Origin of the sequence: Bacillus sp. LUNF1, from assembly GCF_011008975.1 — a bacterium.
Lineage (GTDB): Bacteria > Bacillota > Bacilli > Bacillales > Bacillaceae > Bacillus > Bacillus velezensis.
In genome coordinates, this window is sequence record NZ_CP048876.1 from 563,977 (window position 1) to 585,258 (window position 21,282).

The following is a 21,282-nucleotide window of genomic DNA, read 5'->3' on the forward strand; positions in this document are numbered from 1 at the left end:
CTTTATGTTACCTCAAATTTAATGTATTGGCAAGAAGCCGAATCGCTTTTATACAGAGGGTTTACAGCTCTTTCACCATCACTTTTTCCCCGTTTGAGTCCAGCTCTCCATTGAATAAGAAGCCGAATTTTTGATAAAGCCGCAATGCGTGCACGTTATCTTCAAACAGGCTTAAATAAATCCGTCTGCAATCATATATTCGAACGAGATGGCGGATAAGGGCATCAAGCAACAGCTTGCCCAATCCCCGTCCCTGATAGCGTTCATCAATAAAAAAACGATCAAGCCACACTCTGCCGTTTTCATTTTCCTCATCATATTCCGGAAACCATCCGTACATGGAAAAGCCGACCAATTCCCCGTTAACATAAAGACCGGCCGGCTGATAATGCCGGCAATCCTCAGCATCTTGTAAGCACTCTTCCGCGGTTTCAATAAATGAAGTCTGGCTTTCCCTTACATGAAGCGCCAGTATATCGGCACGGTTTTTTTCCGTGACTGCTCTGATTTCAATCGTCATACTTGATACTCCTCTTCCGCTTTTTTTGAGACGGTAAAGCTTGCAGTGCGTAAGCCATTTGTGAATCAGCCTTCTCTGATCATCATAAAGGATATGGTTACCGTATAGTCAAGGAGGCATTATGAGCGAAGACGTCAGAAAATACTTCACAACGGGTGAATTTGCAAAACTGTGCCACGTAAAAAAACAAACCCTGTTCCATTATGACGAGATCGGCCTGCTTTCTCCGGAAATCAAAAAAGCGAATGGATACAGATACTATTCCTATCATCAATTCGAACTGTTCCAGGTCATCGGTCTGTTTAAGGAGGCCGGCGTGCCCTTGAAGCAGATCAAACCGCTCTTAACAGACAAAACCCCTGAGGGTATCATCACGCTTTTAAAAGAGAGATCTTCAGAAATCGAAAGCAAAATCAAAAAGCTGGAGCACCTGCAAGGGATGATTCAGACAAAGGTGAAGCTGACCGAACAAGCCTTGGAGACAGACTTTTCCTCCGTCTCATTGCAGCGATTAGATGAAGAGACACTTATGATAGGACGACCCGTACTCCATTTGCCAGAACGGCAATATACTGCCGCCATTTCCGAATTGATCCGCTATATGCGGGTACATGGGCTCGATCAGGGGCATCCGGTCGGCGGACTGTTTGCGCGGGAGCAGATTCTGAAAAAAGAATTCTACAACTACACCCATTTTTATATGAAGACAGATGAAGGCATCGAGAATAGAGACCTCCATATCAAGCCGAAAGGGCTTTATGCCGTCGGGTACCAAATAGGGGATGAAGCGGAAGCGGCTTACCGCAGCATCATGCAGTTTATTGAAGAGTATGGGCTGGAAATGGGCGATTATGCATATGAAGAATATATGCTTGATGAGGTTGTGGCGGACGGGTTTGACAATCAGATCACAAGAATCCAGCTGCAAGTCCGCAATCCATAAAGCCGATGCCGCCGTTCATTTACGTCTTTTAACAAACCTTGTATAATGAGAAAATCAGATTGCAATTGAGGTGAAACACGATATGTTTCTAGCGCCCTTATTTGAACATGATGTACCGGCAGCACTTCTCCGCCCTTAATGGAGGAAAGTGACTGCGCTTCTCTCCGTTAGGGCATATAACGTGACCTAATATGATAACGGAGGGTGCATCAAATTGAAAAATACATTGTTCGGTTCGATTTATTTGGCATTGGCCGCCAGTATCTGGGGCGGTATGTATGTCGTTGTAAAAGTTGTGGTAGCGGTCATTCCGCCGCTTGAACTGGTATGGCTGAGATATGCGGTGGCGCTTCTTTCGCTTTTGATTCTCAGTTTGTTTACACACCAATCCTGGAAAGTTCATAAACGTGATTTATTACTGATCGCTGCGATCGGATTGATCGGCAACACGATTTCGATCGTCACGCAGGAAATCGGCACGAAATTATCAACCGCGCAGATGGGTGCGATTATTACGGCATCCACTCCCGCATTTATGGTTGTATTTGCCCGGCTGATGTTGAAAGAGCGGTTAACGCTGAAAAAAGGAATATCGACAGGGCTGGCGACGATCGGAGTATTGCTCATTGTGGGGAACGGAGATCTCGATATGTCGAGCCAGCTCGGCGGTCTCTCGCTTCTGGCTGCGGCGCTGACATGGGCTTTGATGTCTGTGCTGATGAAACGGGTTCCCGGCCATTACTCACCGCTTGTGGTCACAACGTATTCCATTTGCGTCGCATTTGTCATCCTGACCCCGTTTACAGCGGGCCCGCTTCAGGAGATTCCTTTGTCTCAGCTTGCCCGGCCTGAGATATGGGGCGGACTTTTATATTTGGGTGTGATCTCAACCGCCTGCGCGTTCATGCTTTGGAATCGCGGATTGCAATTGCTGAATGCGGCAAGCGGCGGTCTGTTTTTCTTCTTTCAGCCGCTTTCCGGAACATTGCTCGGCTGGCTGCTGCTGGGAGAGACGATCGGAGGAACCTTCTGGATCGGAGCGGCTCTTATTGTTTCAGGCGTCGTTCTTGTCATGAAAGAAAAATAGAAAATGAAAAAAAGCCATTCAGCAAATGAATGGCTTTTTTCTGTTTTCCCGGCAGGATTCGCCCCTCCATAAACAGAAAACAAGGAGCAGAAACGGATCATGGGCACCGGTACTCTCAAGGTGCAATACCCGGACCCTCAGGGTTTCGTCAATTAACATAACGGGCGGTGAAAAAATGGAGCCAAAATGGCTAGATTGGGCAAAACAGCTTCAATCCGCGGCGCAAGCGGGGCTGGCTTATTCCAAAGACATATATGATATTGAGAGATTTGAAGAAATAAGAAAAATAAGTGTGGATATCATGGCGCATCATACCGGCATCGACAAAAGGGTCATAAAAGACGTATTCGCCGGTGACACGGGCTACCCCACTCCGAAAGTTGATATCAGAGCGGCAGTTTTTAAAGATCAGAGCATATTAATGGTAAGAGAGAAAAGCGACGGCAGATGGGCGCTGCCGGGCGGATGGGCTGATATCGGGTTTTCTCCGGGCGAGACCGCTGTCAAAGAAGTAAAAGAGGAGTCGGGAATCGACGTAAAGCCCGTTAAACTGTTAGCTGTAATGGATAAGAAATGCCATTCGCATCCGCCGTCCGCCGTCCACGTTTACAAAGTGTTTATCAAATGCGAGATCATCGGCGGCCGGCTCAGGGAGGGAACGGAAACAAGCGCGGCAGGCTTTTTTGCGGAGACGGAACTGCCGCCGCTATCTGAAGCCCGCAATACGGAAAGTCAGATTGAAAGGATGTTTGCATATCTCAAACATCCGGACGAACCCGTTTATTTTGATTAAGACAGCAATCAGAAAGAAAAGGGGGTCCGAGTATAATGAAGGATTCAATTAAACAGCAGGCGCAGCGGCAATTTGCCAAAAACGCCGCGAAATATGTGACTAGTCCAGGACACACTGCAGGAGAGGATTTGGCGTATCTCGTTTCAGCTTCCGGTGCCGAAAAGCATATGGACGTGCTGGATATCGCGACGGGAGGCGGACATACGGCTAACGCTCTCGCTCCTCTCGTACGATCTGTTATCGCATATGACCTCACGGAAGAAATGTTAGCCGCCGCTGAAGCATTTATAACCGGAAACGGATGGACGAACGTGTCATTCGAAAAAGGCGATGCTGAAAAGATGCCGTTTTCCGATGCTGCTTTCGATATCGTCACATGCAGAATCGCGGCGCATCATTTTCCCGATGTCAGAGCCTTTGTTCATGAAGCGTTTCGGGTTGTCAAACCGGGCGGCAGACTGCTTCTCATTGACAATACCGCACCTGAAAAGGATGAATATGACCATTTTTATAATGACATTGAAAAGAAACGGGATCAGAGCCACTTTCGGGCGTGGAAAAAAACAGAATGGCTCCGTTTTCTGGAGACAGCCGGCTTCCGGATTGAATCCGCTGTCTGCTTTTTGAAACCATTTCAATTTACCGTCTGGTGTGAACGGGCAGGCCTGACTGAAGAGAAAGCCGCATTACTGGAAAAACAGATGCTGGATGCTCCTCGTGATATACAGCGGTTTTTTTCTGTAGAAAAGAATCAATCAGGCCGTATTGCGGGCTTCACAGGTGAATCGGCCTGTTTCTGCGCGGTCCGTCCCGTCTGAGACGAAAAAAACCGCTGTGCAGTTTTCCTGCCCGCGGTTTTTTCGTATTATCTGTTCTTGATTTGAGAAATAACAGCGGAAGTGACGTCTTCCGCTGAATGTTTTCCGCCGACATCAGGAGTCAGAATGCCGCTGTTTGTGACCGTTTCAATAGATTGTAAGAGGAGATGGCCCAGTTCCTCTTCTCCGAATGAATCGAGCATTAATTTCGCCGTCCATATTTGGCCTATAGGATTGGCAATTCCTTTTCCGACAATATCCGGGGCGGAGCCGTGAACAGGCTCAAACATGGAAGGATATTTGCCGTTTACATTGATGTTGGCTGCGAGAGCGATTCCGATGCTTCCCATAATCGCCGCGCCGATATCTGTCAGCACATCTCCGAACAGATTCGAAGCGACAATGACATCAAAGCGTTCCGGCTGCGTGACAAAGAAGGCCGCCAGTGCATCGATATGCTGGGAATCCGTCTCAATCCCGGCGTACTCCCGGCTGACCTCTTTAAAGATGTCATCCCAGAACGGCATCGAGTGAATAATACCGTTTGATTTCGTCGCGCTTGTGACGTGTTTCCGCCGACTTGCCGCCAGTTCGAAAGCATACCGCATCACTCTTTCCGTACCCCGGCGGGAAAAGACCGCGTTTTGTATGGCGATTTCGTCCTCACCCTGATAGATTCTGCCGCCGACAGAGCTGTACTCGCCCTCACTGTTTTCGCGGACGACTATCAGATCAAAATCCTTCGGGTTAACGAGGGGGGAAGTGATTCCCGGCAGGAGCTTTGCCGGCCGCACATTAATCACCTGTTCAAATTCCCGGCGTATCTTGATGAGCAGCCCCCACAGCGAAACATGATCGGGGACGAGTTTTTGATTCCCCACCGCTCCCAAAAACAAAGCATCAAAGTGCTGTAACGTTTCTAATCCATCATCCGGCATCATAGTCCCGTGCTCCAAATAATACTCGCAGCTCCATGGAAAAGAAGTGAAATCAAAGGCAATGCCTCCATGTAATTCGGCGATTGCGTTCAACACCCGTTCCGCTTGCGGAACTGTTTCTTTCCCTACACCGTCCCCCGGTATGCTGGCAATCTTGTATGTTTTCATGTTTCCGTCACCTCTGAATGAATTGTTTTCGGTTTACGGCAGACCGTCGACTGTCGTTCATCATAATTCCATATTACGCCACATCCGATATGCTGACAAGCTCGGGAATGTTGCTTCCATAGATAAACTGTTATATGATCTTGGTAACAATAAGGCCTAAATTGTATGAAGAGGTAGGAAAGATGGATAATTTTAAATTAGATAAGCCAATCCCGTATTATCTGCAATTTTATTCCCAATTGAAAAAAATGATATTTGACGGGATTTTTAAACCGGGTGAACGGCTGAATGAGACTCAGCTGGCCAAGGATTTCGGAGTCAGCCGGTCGCCGGTCAGAGAAGCCATGCGGCTCCTTGAAAAGGACGGGCTTTTGACGGCAGACGATCGAAACGGCTTTGTCATTTATTCTTTGTCCGTTAAGGATGTTGAAGAGATTTATAAAATCAGAATGTCACTTGAATCACTGGCGGTCGAACTGGTTATTGATGAAGCGGCTGAGAGTGAAATTGACCTCATTGAAAAACAGCTGCGGGAAACGGAAGAAGCCATCAATAAAGGCGTCAAAGAGACTGAGATTATTTCCTTAAACGAGTCGTTTCATCGGCTCCTTGTGGATTTCAGCCGCAACAGCCGGCTGGCCATGCTGCTTGAGCATGTCAATGTGCTGATTCATTTTTGCAGAGTTCTTAATTTTAAAGGCGATGACCGTGCGGAGGTTATCCTGCATGAGCACCGGAAAGTCTTTGAAGAAATAAAAAAGGGCGACAAAACAAAAGCCGTGCAATATATGACGGAGCATCTCAAGCATGATGAAGAACATCTGAAAGGCGTGCTCAAAGAGGGAGAAACAGACGAATCATCACGATAGACAAGGTGAAAAGCCTTGTCTTTTTTTTGCCGATGTCATCGAACCGTCATAAAGACCTGACGGATGTTCCTTGCATGATTTTTTCCGCGTCATTTATGATGGATATGGAAGAGACGCAAAAAAGGTAAAGGAGTTTGAAAAATGGCGAAACATATACTGATGATCAATTTTCCCGCAGAAGGACACGTAAACCCGACTTTGGGTATGACAAAGGCCTTCAGCGAACGGGGCGATCACGTTCATTATATCTCAACGGAAAAATACAAAAGCAGACTGGAAGGAGTAGGGGCGAAAGTTCATCTTCACAGCGATCTGCTCAGAATGACACCCATTGATCCCGGCAGTCCGTCCGGCATACTTGCATTTTTAAAGGTTCATATCAAAACGTCACTGGAGATTTTACATATTGTGCAGCGGCTGGCAGAGGACATTCAATTCGACGCCGTCTATTATGATAAATTCGGTGCGGGAGAGCTGGTGCGGGATTATCTCAACATTCCCGGCATCTCTTCTTCAGCATCCTTCCTGTTCAATGAAGACCGTCTGAAAATACTGCCGCTCCACCCGGAATCGGGCGTGCCGTTTCAGCCGGACAGGGAATGTGAAGAGCTGTTGGCCGAGATGAAAGACAAATACGGTGTCGCCCCTGACAGCATGGTTCAATTTATGAACAACACAGGTGAATTGAACGTCGTCTATACAAGCAGATATTTTCAGCCCGAAAGTGAGACATTCGGAGATGATTATTTATTTATCGGCCCGAGTTTTCCGAAGAGAAAAGGGCGCGTCGACTTCCCGATTGACTCATTAAAGAATGAAAAAGTCATTTATATCTCAATGGGAACGGTGCTCGGGGACACAGAAGCGTTTTTCAATCTGTGCATAGACGCGTTCTCAGATTTTGAAGGAAAAGTAGTCATTGCCGCCGGGGAAAAAGCCGATCTGTCGAAAATCAAACAGGCGCCGGAAAACTTTATCATCGCTCCATACGTGCCGCAGCTTGAAGTGCTGGAGCAGGCCGACGTGTTTGTCACGCATGGCGGAATGAACAGTGTAAATGAAGGCATTCATTATCAAGTGCCGCTGGTGGTCATCCCGCACGATAAAGACCAGCCGATGGTTGCGCGCCGCCTGACTGAATTGGATGCAGGCTATACAGTGCAAAAAGATGAAGTAAGCGCTGAAAAGGTAAGGCTTGCCGCGGAAGAAGTGCTGCATAACGGAAAATACAAACAAGGCATTCAAGCCATTAATGAAAGCTTTAAAGAATGTACGGACATGAAGGATGTCCTTGCCCGGATCGACCGGTTTATTGAACAAAAACATGCTCAATAATACATGGAAAAAGCCTGTTTCCTCTGCCAAAGGGAAACAGGCTTTTTATAATGGCTTTTAGATGATGTGATGTTCTTCATTTGCAAGTTTCACAAGAGTCAGAAGAGATTCTGCCTCACGTGCGTCGAGTGTTTTTGCCAGACGGTTTTTTTCAAAGATCTGCTGGCCGAAGACATTCACTGACGCCTGGTCAACCGCCGTGTGCCAGTTCTTTTGTGAATGATTCTCAGAAAAAGAGAAAACGAACACGGCAAAGACCGCTATAAGCATCGCCATGACCCAAAATTTTTGCCGATTTCCTGCTGCTGACATAGGCCGCCTCCTAAACATTTTACTGGTATTAGATCATATATGAGCTGTTTTTAACAGAGTAAAGAAGTCATTTTTTCATGTAGTCCAAATGAAACGGAGTACAGCCGAAAGCCCGCCAGTCAGGCCGATGAGCCAATTCATATTTTGTTCATATTTTATTAAAAGTTTATCCAAGCCTGTCCTTTACAGTAGATATAACCACAAAATGCTGCTGAAAGGAGCCTTTAAAAAATGCATATTCATATGATCAACAAAAACCAGTTTGAGAGTGACTTGGAGGCGGCCGGCTTCAGCCCTCAGGCAGATGATATTATCGGCAAAATGAAAGAGTACGTAACGGAATACGCGGCTTCATCCGAACGGTTCCTGATTGAAATTCAAACCGTCATGAACGAATACAAAGCCGTCGTCTGCGCGATGTTTTCGACCATGGAAATTGCCGGTGCAAATAAAGACGAGAAGCATGTTGAATTTGAAGCCTGCACAGTATTTTGTGAATAAAAGACATTCATCAAACCTCCGCGGCTGCCTGAACGGCAGTATAACGACTGGTGTTTCGAGAAGGGAAAATATTGAAACTTCTAAAGCGGCCGTTCGTATAAAAGAGTAAATCAGCTTGTATATGGAGGTTCGTGAAATGAACGATAAGAAAAAACAAGCGTTTGAACAGCTTTTCAGCACTTTAGACGAAAGACATGAAATAAACGGCGCTGTATTGGCAGCGGAAAACGGCCGCATCTTATACCAGGGTTCATTCGGCGCTGCAGAACTGAAAACAAAGAGGATGCTGAATGACCAATCGGTCTTTGAATTGGCCTCAGTATCGAAGCCGTTTACAGCTTTGGGCGTTATCATTTTAGAGCAGCAAGGGAAGCTGCGTTATGACGATATGATAGAGCGGTGGCTTCCTGATTTTCCTTATCCGGGCATTACCATTCGGCATTTACTCCATCATACGTCAGGATTGCCGGACTATATGGAGTTGTTCTTAACACATTGGGACCGGGACAGAATTGCCGTTAATCAAGATGTGATCAATATGCTTAAGCAGCATAAGCCGGATGCTTATTTCCCGCCTGGCAAGGAGTGGCTTTACAGTAATACGGGGTATGTGGTGTTAGCGGTTATTATAGAAATTGTATCAGGCATGAGTTTTGCTGAATTTATGAAACAAGCCGTATTTCATCCGCTTCGTATGCACGATACGCGCATTTATAACAGAAGGCTGAGTAAAGAAAACATCCCGAACTATGCATATGGCTATGTGTATGATGTTCATTCCGGAGAATATGTGCTGCCGGATGAACTTGAGGAAACCGATTATGTCGTCTTTCTTGACGGGATTCAAGGTGACGGAACCGTTAACTCCGCTATAAGAGATTTATATCTGTTTGATCAGGCTCTTTATACAGAAGAAATCATCAGCAAAGAGTCTAAAGATCAAGCGTTTACACCGGGCTATTGGAATGAAGAAGAGCAATTCGGATACGGATTTGGCTGGATGATTCAAAACAGCCGGCAAAAAGGGAAGGTTATCAGTCACGACGGAGGCTGGCCGGGCTATTCAACTCTGATGATCCGGTATATTGACCAGAATAAAACATTGATTTATCTAAGCAATATGGAACAATCGTATCAATTTGAACAAGCCGTAATTGCCGCGGCTGTAAACATCTTATTTGATCAGCCATACGTGATTCCGAAACGTCCGGCAGATCAGAAAAAAGCAGATATCGATCCTGCGAATTACAGCAGATTTACCGGCAATTACTCATTTCAGGATGACACACATGCATCGGTGGCGGTAAAAGAAAACCGATTGTATCTTACAATAGACGGGCAGACACCATTCGAATTATTCCCAATGACGGAAACCCGTTATTTTGTCAGGGCGCTGCCGCTTGAAATTGAATTTGCAGGTGATAAAGCACACAGAGCCCCGCATTTTGTTTTATATCAGGACGGCACAGAAGAAACGGCTGTGCGGATAGATTGAGTGACATGCAAAACAAAACCGCCGTCCTGAGAAGACGGCGGTAATAGAAAAGTCAAACCCCTTTGATGACGCGAAATTTTCTTTTCGGCTCTGACATAAATATAGAAGAAAAAATCATAGCTCCGAGCATTGTGATGTATTCCATATAAAGCGAAACTTCTGCCAAAACCAACCCCGCAATCATTAAAACAGCGCCCAATACCACCGCAAAAACCTTCGTTTTCATGATGAGTTCCCCCTATTATCTGATAATTGAATTATACTGCATCTCCATTAATGTGTACATTTTGTGAACAATTTCACCTGATGAAAGGCAATAAAGAGAGATTTGAAGAATTAGGAGAAATGACAGGCCATCTTTTTGTTTTACTGAAGAAACGAAAGGGAAAGTGAAAAATCAAAAAGGCAAAGGAGTTCTTGAAATGAAAGCGAGACTATTTTTATTCAGCATGTTTCTCCTGATCCCCGTTCTGGCGCTTGCCGGATGCAACAGCCAATCTTCAGGAGGAAGCGAAAAAGCGAAAGACAAAGAAACGCACTCTCACGAAGACATGAATCACTCAGGTTCATCCGAGGTGCCGAAAGGTTTAAAGAAGGCCGAAAATCCGACTTATAAAGTCGGCAGTGACGTCATGATTTTAGCTTCTCATATGAAAGGCATGAAAAATGCACAAGGAACCGTAAAAGGTGCTTATGATACAACGGTTTACAGTGTATCTTACACTCCGAAAACGGGAGGAAAGCGCGTCGAAGATCATAAATGGGTCATTCAGGAAGAGCTGAAGGGCGCCGGTGATAAAACGTTAAAACCGGGTGACAAGGCCGTGATCGAGGCATCCCATATGAAAGGCATGAAGGGCGCCGAAGCCGTTATTGATTCAGCCAAAAAGACAACCGTGTATATGGTCGACTATACACCGACTGACGGCGGCCAAAAAGTAACCAATCATAAATGGGTGACAGAAGACGAGCTTGCTGCCGCAAAATAAAAAGACCGCAAAAGCCGAAGGAACTCCTTTGGCTTTTTTGCGGTCTCACATTTATGCGGATTTTCTTTTCAAAGCGGGTCTCGTTAAAGAGAATACAGCTAACGCGACAGCGATAATGACAATCAAACCGCCGCACCAGGCTGTTGCTGTGACAGAACCGGTTTGTCCGATCACTCCGCCGCCGATGGCTGACCCGAGCGCGATGCCGATCTGCAAAGCGGACGTGTTGAAGCTTTGCTGAATATCGGAAGACTCAGGCGCAATTTTGATTAAATAGCTTTGCTGCGCCGGCGCAAGGCTCCAGCTGAGCAATCCCCAGATCACCATCGCAGGCAGGAAAATGATTAAAGAAACCGTTGTCAGCGGAAGAATAAACAGGATCAGAGCGAAAGAAACGGTCACAAGCATGATGCTTTTAAATGCCCCTAAACGGTCATACAGCCAGCCTCCGAACGGGCCGCCGCATACCGCTGACAGACCGAACAAAAAGTAGCATACACTGACCCAAACGGAACTCAAATGAAGCGTTCTTTCCAAAAAAGGCGCAAAGTAGGCATAGAGTGTGTAATGCCCCGCCAATGTAAACAAGGTGACAAGATGTGCGCTGGCAATTTTGGCGGACCCGATCGTCTTGATCTGCTCACGAAACGGAATCATTTTTTCAGCAGGTATTTTTTCAAAAAAGACGCTGATAATCAGCATGGAAATGAGAGATAATACGCCGATTCCCAAGAACAGAACGCGCCATCCGAAGGCATTGCTGATGATAATGCCGACAGGCACGCCTAAAGCGATTGCGGAGCTGAACCCCATGAAAATGATGCCGATCGCCCGCGCTCTGTATTCAGGCGCCACGATTTTAGGAGCAATCGTTAAAGAAAGGACGACAATCAGCCCTGTGCTCATGGAAGCGAGCACCCGTGACACCATAAGTACGGCGAAATTGGGACTGAAATAAGCGACCAGATTACTTAGGAAGAAAATAAACAGTGCGATTAAATAAAGACGCTTTCGTTCAGCCTTTGCCGTCACTGCCAAAAGCAGCGGGCCGGATACCGCGTAACCGAGCGCAAACACGCTGATCAGCTGCCCCGCGCTGACGATGGATATATCTAAGTCGGAAGCGATTTGCGGAAGAATACCGCCCACAATTAATTCAACCAATCCGACTGCGATGGTAGATGCTGCAAGCAGAAATACTTTGAAATTCATGTACAGATACTCCTTTTTTTATTTTTTAGAAAATAAAAAATCCTGATTACAAAAAGTGTACGGGACAATTTTTGTAATCAGGATTTTACGGTTCCTGGTAGACACCCTCAAACCATATCATTGAGGTTATACAATGTATGCAATATTCGGTTGTGTCCGTTTCTGCAAAAAATTCTACCATAATAGTGAGGGATATTCCATAGAAAATTCGAGGAAATCCTTTCAAATTTCAATATCGGCGGCTGTAACGTCATTGATGAAGCAGGGAAAAAAATTTATGATAACCGTAAGGAGTCTATACAGATCAAACATTATACAGCCGGAGGAAACCGATGAATAAGTACGAAAAAATCGCCAACGAAATGAGAAAGAGGATTAAAAGCAGTGTATATGACATAGATCAGCCGATCCCGGATGAAAAGACGCTCGCTGCGGAGTTCGGGTGCAGCCGGATGACGATGAAGCGGGCGCTTGATACACTTGCGGCTGAAGGGATGCTTTTCAGAAAAAGAGGGCACGGCACGTTTATCATTCAATCAGCCATGCAGGATGAGCACGTTCACGTAGTCAGCAACGAAATTCTCGGCCTGAGCAATTTGTTAAAAGGAAAGAATATCAAGAGCAAAGTCATCCGGTTTGAAGTGCAGTTTCCGTCTCAAGATGTCGCCGCACATTTGGCCATCGATGAAAAGACTCCCGTCTATTATGTAGTAAGGCTCAGAATTGTTGAGGGCGAACCGTACGTTCTTGAAAAAACGTACATGCCGGCGAGCCTTATACCCGGCATTAATGACGAGGTGCTCAACCATTCCATCTATGATCATATTACGCGGGAACTGCAGCTCAAAATCGCAGGCTCACACAGAAAAATCAGAGCGTGCAAGTCGGATGATATGGATCAGCAATATCTCGGCTGCCGGCCGGATGACCCGATACTTGAAGTCGAGCATGTAGGCTTTTTGGACAACGGCACTCCCTTTGAATATTCATTTTCCCGCCACCGTCATGACAAGTTTGTCGTGACCTCAGTCAATATAAAACGTTCATAAAAGCGCCGAAGAGTGAGAGAAAAACTCACTCTTTTTTTGTTGCCGCTGATTTACATCTTCGCTTCTTTTATGTTATATTACCCAATGATAGAATCATCCTACAAATTTCAGAGGTGTTTTGATGGAGATATCCAAAACAAGCAGACTGTCGCTCGTAGAACAAGTGGTGACGCAAATTGAATCGTTAATTCAATCGGATAAATGGCCGGTCGGGACGCGCATTCCCCCTGAGCTGGATTTAATGAAGCAATTTGATGTGAGCCGAAACACATTGCGTGAGGCTATTCGGGCGCTCGTACATGCCGGCCTGCTTCAGACAAGGCAGGGGAGCGGTACGTATGTCAGCTCATCCAGTGTTCTCGGCGCGGCATTTTACCGCCATATTAAAAAATCAAATTTGCTTGAAACATTAGAAGTCAGATACGCACTCGAAAGAGAAGCTGCACGATTGGCGGCGGAAAGGCGTAATGACGAAGACCTGAAAGCACTGAAGGCATGCTTGGATGAATGTGAAGCGGCCTTGCAAAATGAAGATCGAAAACGGTATGCCGAAGCCGACATTAAGCTGCACAAAACCATTGTACAGGCGGCCCATAACAACATGCTTTCTGATCTTTACGAGCATATGACGGAGGCGCTTTGTGCGTCAGTCCATAACCTGTTGGAAATCACCCCTGCTATCCGGATCCACACCCAGCTTGCCGCCGCGATTATCGGACAGAAACCGGATCAGGCCATGGAGGCCGTCAACCAATACATCAGAGTATTTAAAGATACAATACACATGGAGGATGAACATGAAAATTAAAGACGAACATCAAATTCTGCAAGCAAGTCAGCGTAAAAAACTGATATTGCTGGTCATCGGAGTCATATTGATAGGGGCCAACCTCAGAGCGCCTCTGACATCGGTCGGACCGCTCGTTTCCTCAATTCGGGACAGCCTTGGCATGACCAATGCGGCTGCCGGCACCATTACGACAGTGCCGCTTTTGGCCTTTGCATGTCTGTCGCCGTTTGTTCCTTTATTGTCCCGGCGCTTCGGGACCGAGATTGTCTTACTGTCATCATTAATTGTCCTGACAGCCGGAACTCTGCTGCGCTCCATCGCCGGAATCGGCACTCTCTTTTTCGGAACGATCCTGTTGGGATTGTCGATCGCCGTATGCAACGTCCTGCTGCCGAGTCTCATTAAACATAAGTTTCCCGGAAATTTAGGCATCATGACCGGCGTCTACTCGGTTTCTATGAATCTGTGCGGCGCGATTGCATCCGGCATCAGCGTGCCGATCGCCTCTTCAGCGGGGTTAGGCTGGAAAGGCGCGCTCGGCTGCTGGGCTATCCTTTCTTTCATTGCGTTTGTCATGTGGATTCCGCAAATGCGAGGACGCGAACTGCCCGTCCGCACGACTGGGACAAACGGAGAGAAGAAAAGCAGTCTGCTGCGGTCTCCGCTTGCTTGGAAGGTGACGATGTTCATGGGGCTGCAATCCCTTATTTTTTACACCGTCATCGCTTGGCTGCCGGAAATTCTTCAGCAGAATGGACTCAGCTCAAGTAAGGCGGGATGGATGCTTTCATTAATGCAATTCTCAGTCCTGCCGATTACTTTTATCGTGCCGATCGCTGCCGCTAAAATGAAAAATCAGCGCGCACTCGCCGGACTGACGGCTTTATTTTTCCTTATCGGCATTGCCGGCGTTCTTTTCGGAAGCCCGGCTCTCACTCCGCTATGGGTCATTTTGATCGGAATTGCGGGAGGATGTGCATTCAGCTTGGCGATGATGTTCTTCAGTCTGCGGACCCGGCATGTTCATGAAGCCGCGGCGCTTTCCGGCATGGCCCAGTCATTCGGATACCTGCTTGCCGCGTTCGGGCCGCTCGTATTCGGTTTGCTGCATGACATCACGCACGGCTGGACGGTTCCGTTATTCATGCTGATCGCAGTCTCCGTTCTGATCTTCATTTTCGGAGTCGGAGCGGGAAAAGCGGAACAGATCAAAACAGCATAAAAAAACAAAGGGCCCGCTTAGGGTCCTTTGTTTTTTATTTGAAAAGCTGTCTCAGGCCGTCACGCTGTCAGTTTTAAGCCGATGACACCGATGAGGATAAGCCCCAGAGACACCAATTGTGACAGATTGAATTTTTCTTTAAACCAAAGTATGCTCACGGCCGAAACGCCGATGCTTCCCATGCCGGTCCAAGCCGCATACGCGACACCTGTGGGAAGAACCTGCATCGCTCCGGAAAGGCAAAAGAATGAAAGCATAAAGCCTGTTACCATGACAATCAGCGGCCACTTTTTTTTAAAACCGTCAATATGTTTCATGGCAACGGCCGCTACAACTTCCTCCGCTCCGGCAATAAATAACAGCAGCCATGCCATTAATGTTCACCCCTTGTTTCAGTTTCTTTCGTAAATACCTTCATTCCTAAAATGCCGGACAACAGCAAAGCCAAAAAGAATATTTGCCCGATTGAAAACGATTCGCCTAAAATGACGCCCGTTACATATGTGCCGACGGTGCCTATTCCGACAAAAACGGTATATGCGGCAGCCATCGGAATTTTTTTATAAGAGCGGATCAGCATCAGAAAGCTGACGGCAATCAGAAGGAAAATACCAATCCAATCAAAAAGCGAATCCGCATGCTTCAGGGCGGACGCCCAAACTACTTCTAACAGTCCGGCTATCAATACAAGCAGCCAATACATGATACAGTCACCTCAGTTAGTTATGAATGAATGTCAGTCATTTTTGCAGCGGTCAAAAATGATCGGTCTCCGCCAATCATTTCTGCAAGCTTCTTTTGAGAAAGCTGAATATTTCTTTTTTATATACTTCAAGATCGACATCCTGTTCACAGCCGATATAAAACCGTTCAGCCGCGTTCTCGACAACGTTGATAATCGTTCTGGCCGTCCATCTGACATGAATGCCGCTGTGGACCTCACCCTGTTCAATGGCCGTATTGATCACGCCTTCCAGCCAGGAATAATAAGGCTGATAAATGGCTTCCCATTTCTCCATCGAATGATCGATGGCAAGACCGGAATAACAGAGAACGATAATATCTTTATGAAGCCGGGTGATGTGAAATGTCTCATCTACCAAAATGTCCAGCAACGTCCAAAAATCTTCAGAACCGTCCGTTTTCCCTTTTATCCTGTCCAGCGTAGTGTCGAGCAGGTTTTCTGCAATCGCGGATATCAGTGCGTTTTTAGAAGAAAAATATAAGTAAAACGTCCCTTGGGCCGTTCCGGCTTTTTTGACGATTTCTGAAATGGATGCTTTGTCTAATCCTTTTTCAGAAATGACTTCAATCGCGGCTTGCAGGATCTTTTCGTATTTTCCCGAGCTTTGTTTTGCCAATAGAGGGGTTCCTCCTTTTATGAATGACTGTCATTCATTTTATCGCACATTCGCTTTTTTGTCATCCCTTAAAATAAAAATACCGGAAAGAAGACCATACTTCTTTCCGGCATTCGTCATTTATCACTGTCGATCATAGCCTTCGGCAGTCCCGTATATTTTGCCCAGTAATAAATACCGAGCGAACCGATGGCGATCAGAATCAGGTCAAGCGGATTGCTGATAATGCCCAATCCGTGGCCGAACGAGCCGAGATAGGAGAAAATCAGCATCATGACATAAAAGCCGACAATCCACCATGCTGATTTCAGCTGCTGGCGTATGCTGACATCATCTTTGGGAGCATATTTACTGAAACAAAGATAGATCAGAAACATGACAATTTGAGAACCGAGAAGCCAGGATACGGTGCGCCATCCGGACCAATATACAATATAAGAGGTAAAAATAAACGACAGCGGTCCGATGATGCTCATCCCTTTTAAATAAAACGGTCTGTTAATATTCTTCGCGTTGACTCTCAGCGCCGCAGAAGAAATCGGCGCAATCGCATAAGACAGAATCAATGCGACGGAGCATACGTTGACAAGAGCGTTCCAAGAAGGGAACGGAAGCGTCCAAAAAACAGCCAGACCGAACGAAAGCCAAAGGGAGGCACGCGGTGTCCCGGTTTCTTTATTGACTTTAGAAAAAATGCTGAATAATGTTCCGTTTCTGGCCCAGGCATAGACGAGACGTGAAGTCGTATTCATAAAGATATTTCCGTTACCGCCCGGTGATAAAATCGCATCTAAAATGACCAATGTCGCCAGCCACCCCAAACCGAGCAAAACGGCGATATCTTTGAACGGAAGGGAGAATTCAGTCCCGATAGCCGGCCATCCGTGCTTCAGGGTATCCGCCGGGATCGCCCCGATAAAAGTGAGCTGCAGCACGGTGTAAATAATAGTAGAAACGATAATACAGACAATCAATGCGATCGGAATGTTTCGCTTCGGATTCTGAACTTCACTCGCGACAGCCACAATCGGATGCAGCCCAAGGTATGCAAACATGACGCCGCCTGTGGAAATCGCGGCCTGAATTCCAGTGAAACCAAAAGGCGCGAATCCGTGAACGGTCATATTGCCCGGGTGAAAATGAAAAATCAGTACCACAATTACCGTAATCGGTACGACATATTTAAAAATCGAAATAATGAAGTTTGCTTTCGCAAAGGTTTTGACACTCCAGTAATTGAGGAGGAAGAACAGGCAGAGCAGCGCAAATTGCAATATCCACCCGGCAATTGTCGGAGAATCGGAGCCTTTTACGGTCAAACCGGGAAACCAATACGCCACGTATTGGCGGACGGCCGTGACTTCTATAGAAATAAGACTCGTGTATGCCACAATGGTGACAAAGGAAATTAAATATCCGACGAGGTGTCCGTGTGAATATACGGGATACCGGATAATTCCCCCGGTCCGCGGCAGCGCGGCGCCCAGTTCCGCATAAACCAAGCCGATCAATAAGATGATTCCCCCGCCGATCAGCCAGGAAAAAACGCCTGATGGGCCCGCTTTAGAGGCGACGTTACTGACGGCAAACAGCCATGCCGAACCGAATATGGCTCCCATGCCGATTAAAATAAGATCAAAAAGTGACATAGTTTTCTGGAAGTTTCCTTGCTTAGACATTCGCTGCCTCCTTAGAAAAGACATTGTTCTCTTTACATAATTCCCATTATCATTCAAACATACCCAGCCGGCCGGCTGGAAAATTAGGACAACTTTCGAAACGAAGTATGTACAGCAATGTGCTCACATTATAATAACGGCCGTATGGCAAGATCTCCCGGCTTATATTCCCCGTTTTAAACACATTCAAACCTCATATTCAGAAAAACAAAAAACGCCCGAAACAGGCGTTTTTTGTTACAAGTTCATATCTTTCAGTCCGGGGCTGTGCTCATTCGGAAGTTCAGGAAGTTCCGGCACGGGGAAACCTTTAGGAGGCTCGGAGACACTTAATTCGCCGCCGTTTCGGCTCGGCGTCGTTCCCTGCAGAATTTCTCCGATCCGTGTCGGATCCAGTCTGAAATTAAATTGGGTATTATGATAACCCATCTCAACGAATTTCCGGCATTCCGGGTATTTTTCAATATCATAATTCGGCACGGGAAATAATTTGCCCCATTCGACACCCAGTGTTTCCAACGCTTTTGTAAATGCATTTTGATGGGCGTTGTCACGGACGATCAGAAAACCGAGTGTTTCTCTGAACGTCTGATTTGAACTCATTTCATAAATGCGCGTCTTTTGCAGCACGCCGGTTGATTCCAGCACGACATTGTCCAATAAATCGGAAATCAGGTTCCCGTGGTTGTATACCCAAGACCCGTTCCATGGATTGCCGCCGGCGTCTACAGGAAGAGAACTTTGCGCCCCGATGATAAAATGGTGCGGATTGGCGTGTTTCACTGCTTCGTCAAGCGGCGCCTGATCTGCTGCCTGATTTCCAGGGCCCTCAGCGCCGCTTTCATCTAGCAGCGCATTGATCGTACTTTGGACGAGTTCAACGTGTGCGATCTCTTCTAAAAATACACCGCGAAGCAGGTCACGGAACTGTTTTTCTTTTCCTCTGAAATTAGAGCTTTGGAAAAAGTATTGCATCATCGTCCGCATTTCTCCGTAGTGCCCGCCTAAAATTTCCTGAAGCACCTTGGCTGCGGCCGGGTCCGGCTTGTCCGGTTTAATGATATTGATCAGCTCTTCTTTGTAATAATACATAAACAGCGCCCCCTGAAAGAAGTTTTCGGTTCTTCTGTTAGTGTCTTTGCAAAGTCAGTTTTTATGTATCGGCATCAAAAAAAGGACGGAAACCGTGTCCGTCCTTTTGTGTTAAGCCTCAACCGTCCCGCGAAGTTTCGTGTTGACAAGCCCGTTCCATCCTTGATCCATCGTACTGTGAATCTCGGAGCTTTTCCGATTGACTTTATTGATAACGGCTTCCGGCTCTTTCCATCCGCCGTGAATGAGAGTGAATTCCGTATCTCCGCTTTCCGTTTCCTTTAAGACAAAAGAAACGATCCAGCCTTCCGTATCCCACGAAAAAGAAAGGCGGTACGGCGCTTCAATATCCAGCAGCTTGCAAGGAGACGGACCGAACGGAGATTCCAGCTGAAACTCACTGTCTTCTTGAGGTGTGAAATCATTCGGCATAAACCAGAGAGACAGGCCGTCCGCAGTGGAGACCGTATCCCAGACAACTTGTATCGGCGCCTTGAAAACGGCGGTATGAATAATGTCCGGTAATGGCTGATTGCTGCTGTTGTTGTTTTTGTTATCTTTGTTTTGTTTATCAGACATGCTGCGTAACCACTCTTTCGCTGTTTTTACTTTTGATCATACTACACGGGGCAGGACATTTGAAATCAAATCAAACTTATTCTATGCTTTTCCAAAGCCATTCAATTCATTTTAAGGAGACGTAGTGATGACAGATCAATTTAAAGCGTTAGTAGTCGATCAACGTGAAGACCGGTTTTCAGTCAGCGTACGGGAGCTGGCGGTTCAGGACCTTCCCGAGGGTGAAGTGCTGATTAAGGTTTGCTATTCAGGGGTGAATTATAAAGACAGCTTGGCTGCCATTCCTGACGGCAAGATTGTAACGTCGTATCCTTTCGTGCCGGGAATTGATTTAGCGGGAATCGTCGTTTCCTCAGATGACGCCCGTTTCAAAGAGGGGGACAAAGTCATTGCGACAAGCTACGGCATAGGTGTTTCCCGCTTTGGCGGTTATAGCGGGATGGCCCGCATTCCGGCAGATTGGATTGTGCCGCTGCCTGAAGGTCTGACACTTAAAGAAGCCATGACGATCGGAACCGCCGGCTTCACTGCCGCATTGTCCGTTCAGCGTCTTGAAGAAAACCATGCCGCTCCTGAAAAAGGGAAGGTGCTGGTCACGGGAGCGACAGGCGGCGTCGGAAGCTTTGCCGTCTCCATTCTTTCAACCTTAGGTTACGAGGTTGAGGCCAGTACGGGAAAAGAAGACGAAAGCGGCTATTTGAAGAGCCTCGGAGCAAAGACGGTCATTCACCGTGATGAAGTGTATAACGGCACGTTAAAACCAATGCAAAAGCAAAAATGGGCAGCGGCCGTCGATCCGGTCGGAGGTGAGCCGCTTGCTTCAGTTCTCAGCCAGATTCAGTACGGCGGATCAGTTGCTGTGAGCGGACTGACAGCGGGAACGAAACTCCCGGCTACAGTCTTTCCGTTTATATTGCGCGGCGTCAGTCTCTTGGGAATCGATTCCGTATTCTGTCCGATGGAGACAAGAAAGAAAACATGGCAGCGTTTAGCTGATGACTTCAAGCCTGCAGATCTGGAGGCCTTTATTCAAAAGGAAATTACACTTGAAGAGCTGCCGAATACGCTTCCTGCCCTTTTAAAAGGAGAAGCGAGAGGAAGAACGATCGTTACAATAAACGAAGAATAAATCAAAAACCCCCAATCAGCAGTTGGGGGTTTTCAATATATAATCAATTATTGATTACAATCGGGGTAATTCGTTGAGCGTGTTACGAAAATGCATTAATGGAAAACGTAAATTGATTATGTGTGGGTATAATATAGGTAAGTTATAAAATTTTCTGAAATATTTATTGACTGAAAGCGCTTTTAAAATTATGATAATAACATAAGTGCCAATAATATCATTATAACTTTACTAAAAAGTAACTATAAAGTAACAATTTGGCGAGAGGGGAGAGCGAATAATCACTATAAATGATAACGCTTTCGGAGTATTTTCTTCTTATATAACTGTTTTGGACAGTCAGAAATTGTATGCAGACGTTATAGGTGTAAACATTGATAACTGAATATTCCGATATTATC

The 21,282-nt window shown here is 46.4% G+C and carries 24 protein-coding genes and 1 riboswitch; of the genes, 13 read left to right on the plus strand and 11 right to left on the minus strand.

The features are described from left to right. Positions 1-61: 61 nt before the first annotated feature. Positions 62-520 carry a GNAT family N-acetyltransferase gene (locus G4O42_RS02965; protein ID WP_032873108.1) on the minus strand — a complete coding sequence of 153 codons (459 nt, stop codon included), beginning with the start codon at positions 518-520 and terminating at the stop codon, positions 62-64. Positions 521-641: 121 nt separating this feature from the next. Between G4O42_RS02965 and G4O42_RS02970 the strand changes: the two genes are divergently transcribed. The 4 genes from G4O42_RS02970 (at position 642) to G4O42_RS02985 (ending at position 4,161) form a co-directional block, all read left to right on the plus strand. Next, on the plus strand, positions 642-1,463 hold the full coding sequence (locus G4O42_RS02970) for a MerR family transcriptional regulator (protein ID WP_032873110.1): 822 nt from the start codon (positions 642-644) through the stop codon (positions 1,461-1,463). A 214-nt stretch (positions 1,464-1,677) separates the two neighbouring features. Beyond that, positions 1,678-2,550, plus strand: coding sequence for a DMT family transporter (locus G4O42_RS02975; RefSeq protein WP_032873112.1), 873 nt, complete (start codon positions 1,678-1,680; stop codon positions 2,548-2,550). Positions 2,551-2,725: 175 nt separating this feature from the next. After that, positions 2,726-3,343: an NUDIX hydrolase gene (locus G4O42_RS02980; RefSeq protein WP_032873114.1), complete on the plus strand. Its 618-nt coding sequence runs from the start codon at positions 2,726-2,728 to the stop codon at positions 3,341-3,343. Positions 3,344-3,378: 35 nt separating this feature from the next. Further along, positions 3,379-4,161: a class I SAM-dependent methyltransferase gene (locus G4O42_RS02985; protein ID WP_032873116.1), complete on the plus strand. Its 783-nt coding sequence runs from the start codon at positions 3,379-3,381 to the stop codon at positions 4,159-4,161. A gap of 47 nt (positions 4,162-4,208) precedes the next feature. Here the strand turns inward: G4O42_RS02985 and G4O42_RS02990 are convergent, their stop codons facing one another. Continuing rightward, complete coding sequence (locus tag G4O42_RS02990; RefSeq protein ID WP_032873118.1) at positions 4,209-5,267, minus strand: tartrate dehydrogenase; 1,059 nt, start codon at positions 5,265-5,267, stop codon at positions 4,209-4,211. Between the two features lie 182 nt (positions 5,268-5,449). Between G4O42_RS02990 and G4O42_RS02995 the strand changes: the two genes are divergently transcribed. Both G4O42_RS02995 and G4O42_RS03000 read left to right on the plus strand, forming a co-directional pair. Then, positions 5,450-6,136, plus strand: coding sequence for a GntR family transcriptional regulator (locus G4O42_RS02995; RefSeq protein ID WP_032873120.1), 687 nt, complete (start codon positions 5,450-5,452; stop codon positions 6,134-6,136). 141 nt (positions 6,137-6,277) lie between these two features. Beyond that, complete coding sequence (locus tag G4O42_RS03000) at positions 6,278-7,471, plus strand: macrolide family glycosyltransferase (protein WP_032873121.1); 1,194 nt, start codon at positions 6,278-6,280, stop codon at positions 7,469-7,471. Positions 7,472-7,528: 57 nt separating this feature from the next. On the opposite strand, the gene G4O42_RS03005 is transcribed toward G4O42_RS03000, so the two are convergent. Continuing rightward, positions 7,529-7,783 (minus strand): hypothetical protein, encoded by a 255-nt coding sequence (locus tag G4O42_RS03005; RefSeq protein ID WP_032873123.1) that lies wholly within the window; start codon positions 7,781-7,783, stop codon positions 7,529-7,531. A gap of 231 nt (positions 7,784-8,014) precedes the next feature. Between G4O42_RS03005 and G4O42_RS03010 the strand changes: the two genes are divergently transcribed. Both G4O42_RS03010 and G4O42_RS03015 read left to right on the plus strand, forming a co-directional pair. Further along, positions 8,015-8,284: a hypothetical protein gene (locus G4O42_RS03010; RefSeq protein ID WP_032873126.1), complete on the plus strand. Its 270-nt coding sequence runs from the start codon at positions 8,015-8,017 to the stop codon at positions 8,282-8,284. A 136-nt stretch (positions 8,285-8,420) separates the two neighbouring features. After that, positions 8,421-9,779, plus strand: a complete 1,359-nt coding sequence (locus G4O42_RS03015; RefSeq protein ID WP_032873129.1) for a serine hydrolase — start codon at positions 8,421-8,423, stop codon at positions 9,777-9,779. Between the two features lie 52 nt (positions 9,780-9,831). Here G4O42_RS03015 and G4O42_RS03020 read toward each other — a convergent pair whose 3' ends face one another. Further along, entirely contained in the window at positions 9,832-10,005 is a 174-nt protein-coding gene (locus G4O42_RS03020; protein WP_007409301.1) for a hypothetical protein, read from the minus strand. Between the two features lie 196 nt (positions 10,006-10,201). Here G4O42_RS03020 and G4O42_RS03025 point away from each other — a divergent pair, with 196 nt between their 5' ends. Further along, positions 10,202-10,768, plus strand: coding sequence for a YdhK family protein (locus G4O42_RS03025; protein ID WP_032873132.1), 567 nt, complete (start codon positions 10,202-10,204; stop codon positions 10,766-10,768). A 51-nt stretch (positions 10,769-10,819) separates the two neighbouring features. On the opposite strand, the gene G4O42_RS03030 is transcribed toward G4O42_RS03025, so the two are convergent. Further along, positions 10,820-11,980, minus strand: coding sequence for an MFS transporter (locus G4O42_RS03030; protein WP_032873135.1), 1,161 nt, complete (start codon positions 11,978-11,980; stop codon positions 10,820-10,822). A gap of 54 nt (positions 11,981-12,034) precedes the next feature. Continuing rightward, a riboswitch (purine riboswitch) is annotated at positions 12,035-12,134 on the minus strand. Positions 12,135-12,312: 178 nt separating this feature from the next. On the opposite strand from G4O42_RS03030, the gene G4O42_RS03035 reads away from it, so the two are divergent. From G4O42_RS03035 to G4O42_RS03045, 3 genes are all read left to right on the plus strand, one after another. Further along, positions 12,313-13,029 (plus strand): GntR family transcriptional regulator, encoded by a 717-nt coding sequence (locus G4O42_RS03035; protein WP_007409298.1) that lies wholly within the window; start codon positions 12,313-12,315, stop codon positions 13,027-13,029. A gap of 121 nt (positions 13,030-13,150) precedes the next feature. Further along, entirely contained in the window at positions 13,151-13,837 is a 687-nt protein-coding gene (locus G4O42_RS03040; RefSeq protein ID WP_032873138.1) for a FadR/GntR family transcriptional regulator, read from the plus strand. Then, complete coding sequence (locus G4O42_RS03045) at positions 13,827-15,041, plus strand: CynX/NimT family MFS transporter (RefSeq protein ID WP_012116961.1); 1,215 nt, start codon at positions 13,827-13,829, stop codon at positions 15,039-15,041. Before G4O42_RS03040 ends, G4O42_RS03045 begins: the two co-directional genes overlap by 11 nt. A gap of 59 nt (positions 15,042-15,100) precedes the next feature. Here the strand turns inward: G4O42_RS03045 and G4O42_RS03050 are convergent, their stop codons facing one another. The 6 genes from G4O42_RS03050 to G4O42_RS03075 form a co-directional block, all read right to left on the minus strand. Further along, positions 15,101-15,415, minus strand: a complete 315-nt coding sequence (locus G4O42_RS03050) for a DMT family transporter (protein ID WP_032873141.1) — start codon at positions 15,413-15,415, stop codon at positions 15,101-15,103. After that, a complete protein-coding gene (locus G4O42_RS03055) occupies positions 15,415-15,744 on the minus strand; it encodes a DMT family transporter (protein WP_003156023.1) in 330 nt (109 codons plus the stop codon). The genes G4O42_RS03050 and G4O42_RS03055 overlap by 1 nt, the downstream gene beginning before the upstream one ends. Before the next feature lie 76 nt (positions 15,745-15,820). Beyond that, positions 15,821-16,402, minus strand: a complete 582-nt coding sequence (locus G4O42_RS03060) for a TetR/AcrR family transcriptional regulator (protein ID WP_007409294.1) — start codon at positions 16,400-16,402, stop codon at positions 15,821-15,823. Between the two features lie 116 nt (positions 16,403-16,518). Continuing rightward, positions 16,519-18,081: an APC family permease gene (locus G4O42_RS03065; RefSeq protein ID WP_007409293.1), complete on the minus strand. Its 1,563-nt coding sequence runs from the start codon at positions 18,079-18,081 to the stop codon at positions 16,519-16,521. A 237-nt stretch (positions 18,082-18,318) separates the two neighbouring features. Beyond that, a complete protein-coding gene (locus tag G4O42_RS03070) occupies positions 18,319-19,173 on the minus strand; it encodes a manganese catalase family protein (RefSeq protein ID WP_032873144.1) in 855 nt (284 codons plus the stop codon). 111 nt (positions 19,174-19,284) lie between these two features. After that, positions 19,285-19,752, minus strand: coding sequence for an SRPBCC family protein (locus G4O42_RS03075; protein WP_032873147.1), 468 nt, complete (start codon positions 19,750-19,752; stop codon positions 19,285-19,287). A gap of 127 nt (positions 19,753-19,879) precedes the next feature. Between G4O42_RS03075 and G4O42_RS03080 the strand changes: the two genes are divergently transcribed. After that, positions 19,880-20,881, plus strand: a complete 1,002-nt coding sequence (locus tag G4O42_RS03080) for an NADPH:quinone oxidoreductase family protein (RefSeq protein WP_032873150.1) — start codon at positions 19,880-19,882, stop codon at positions 20,879-20,881. Positions 20,882-21,282 lie beyond the last annotated feature (401 nt).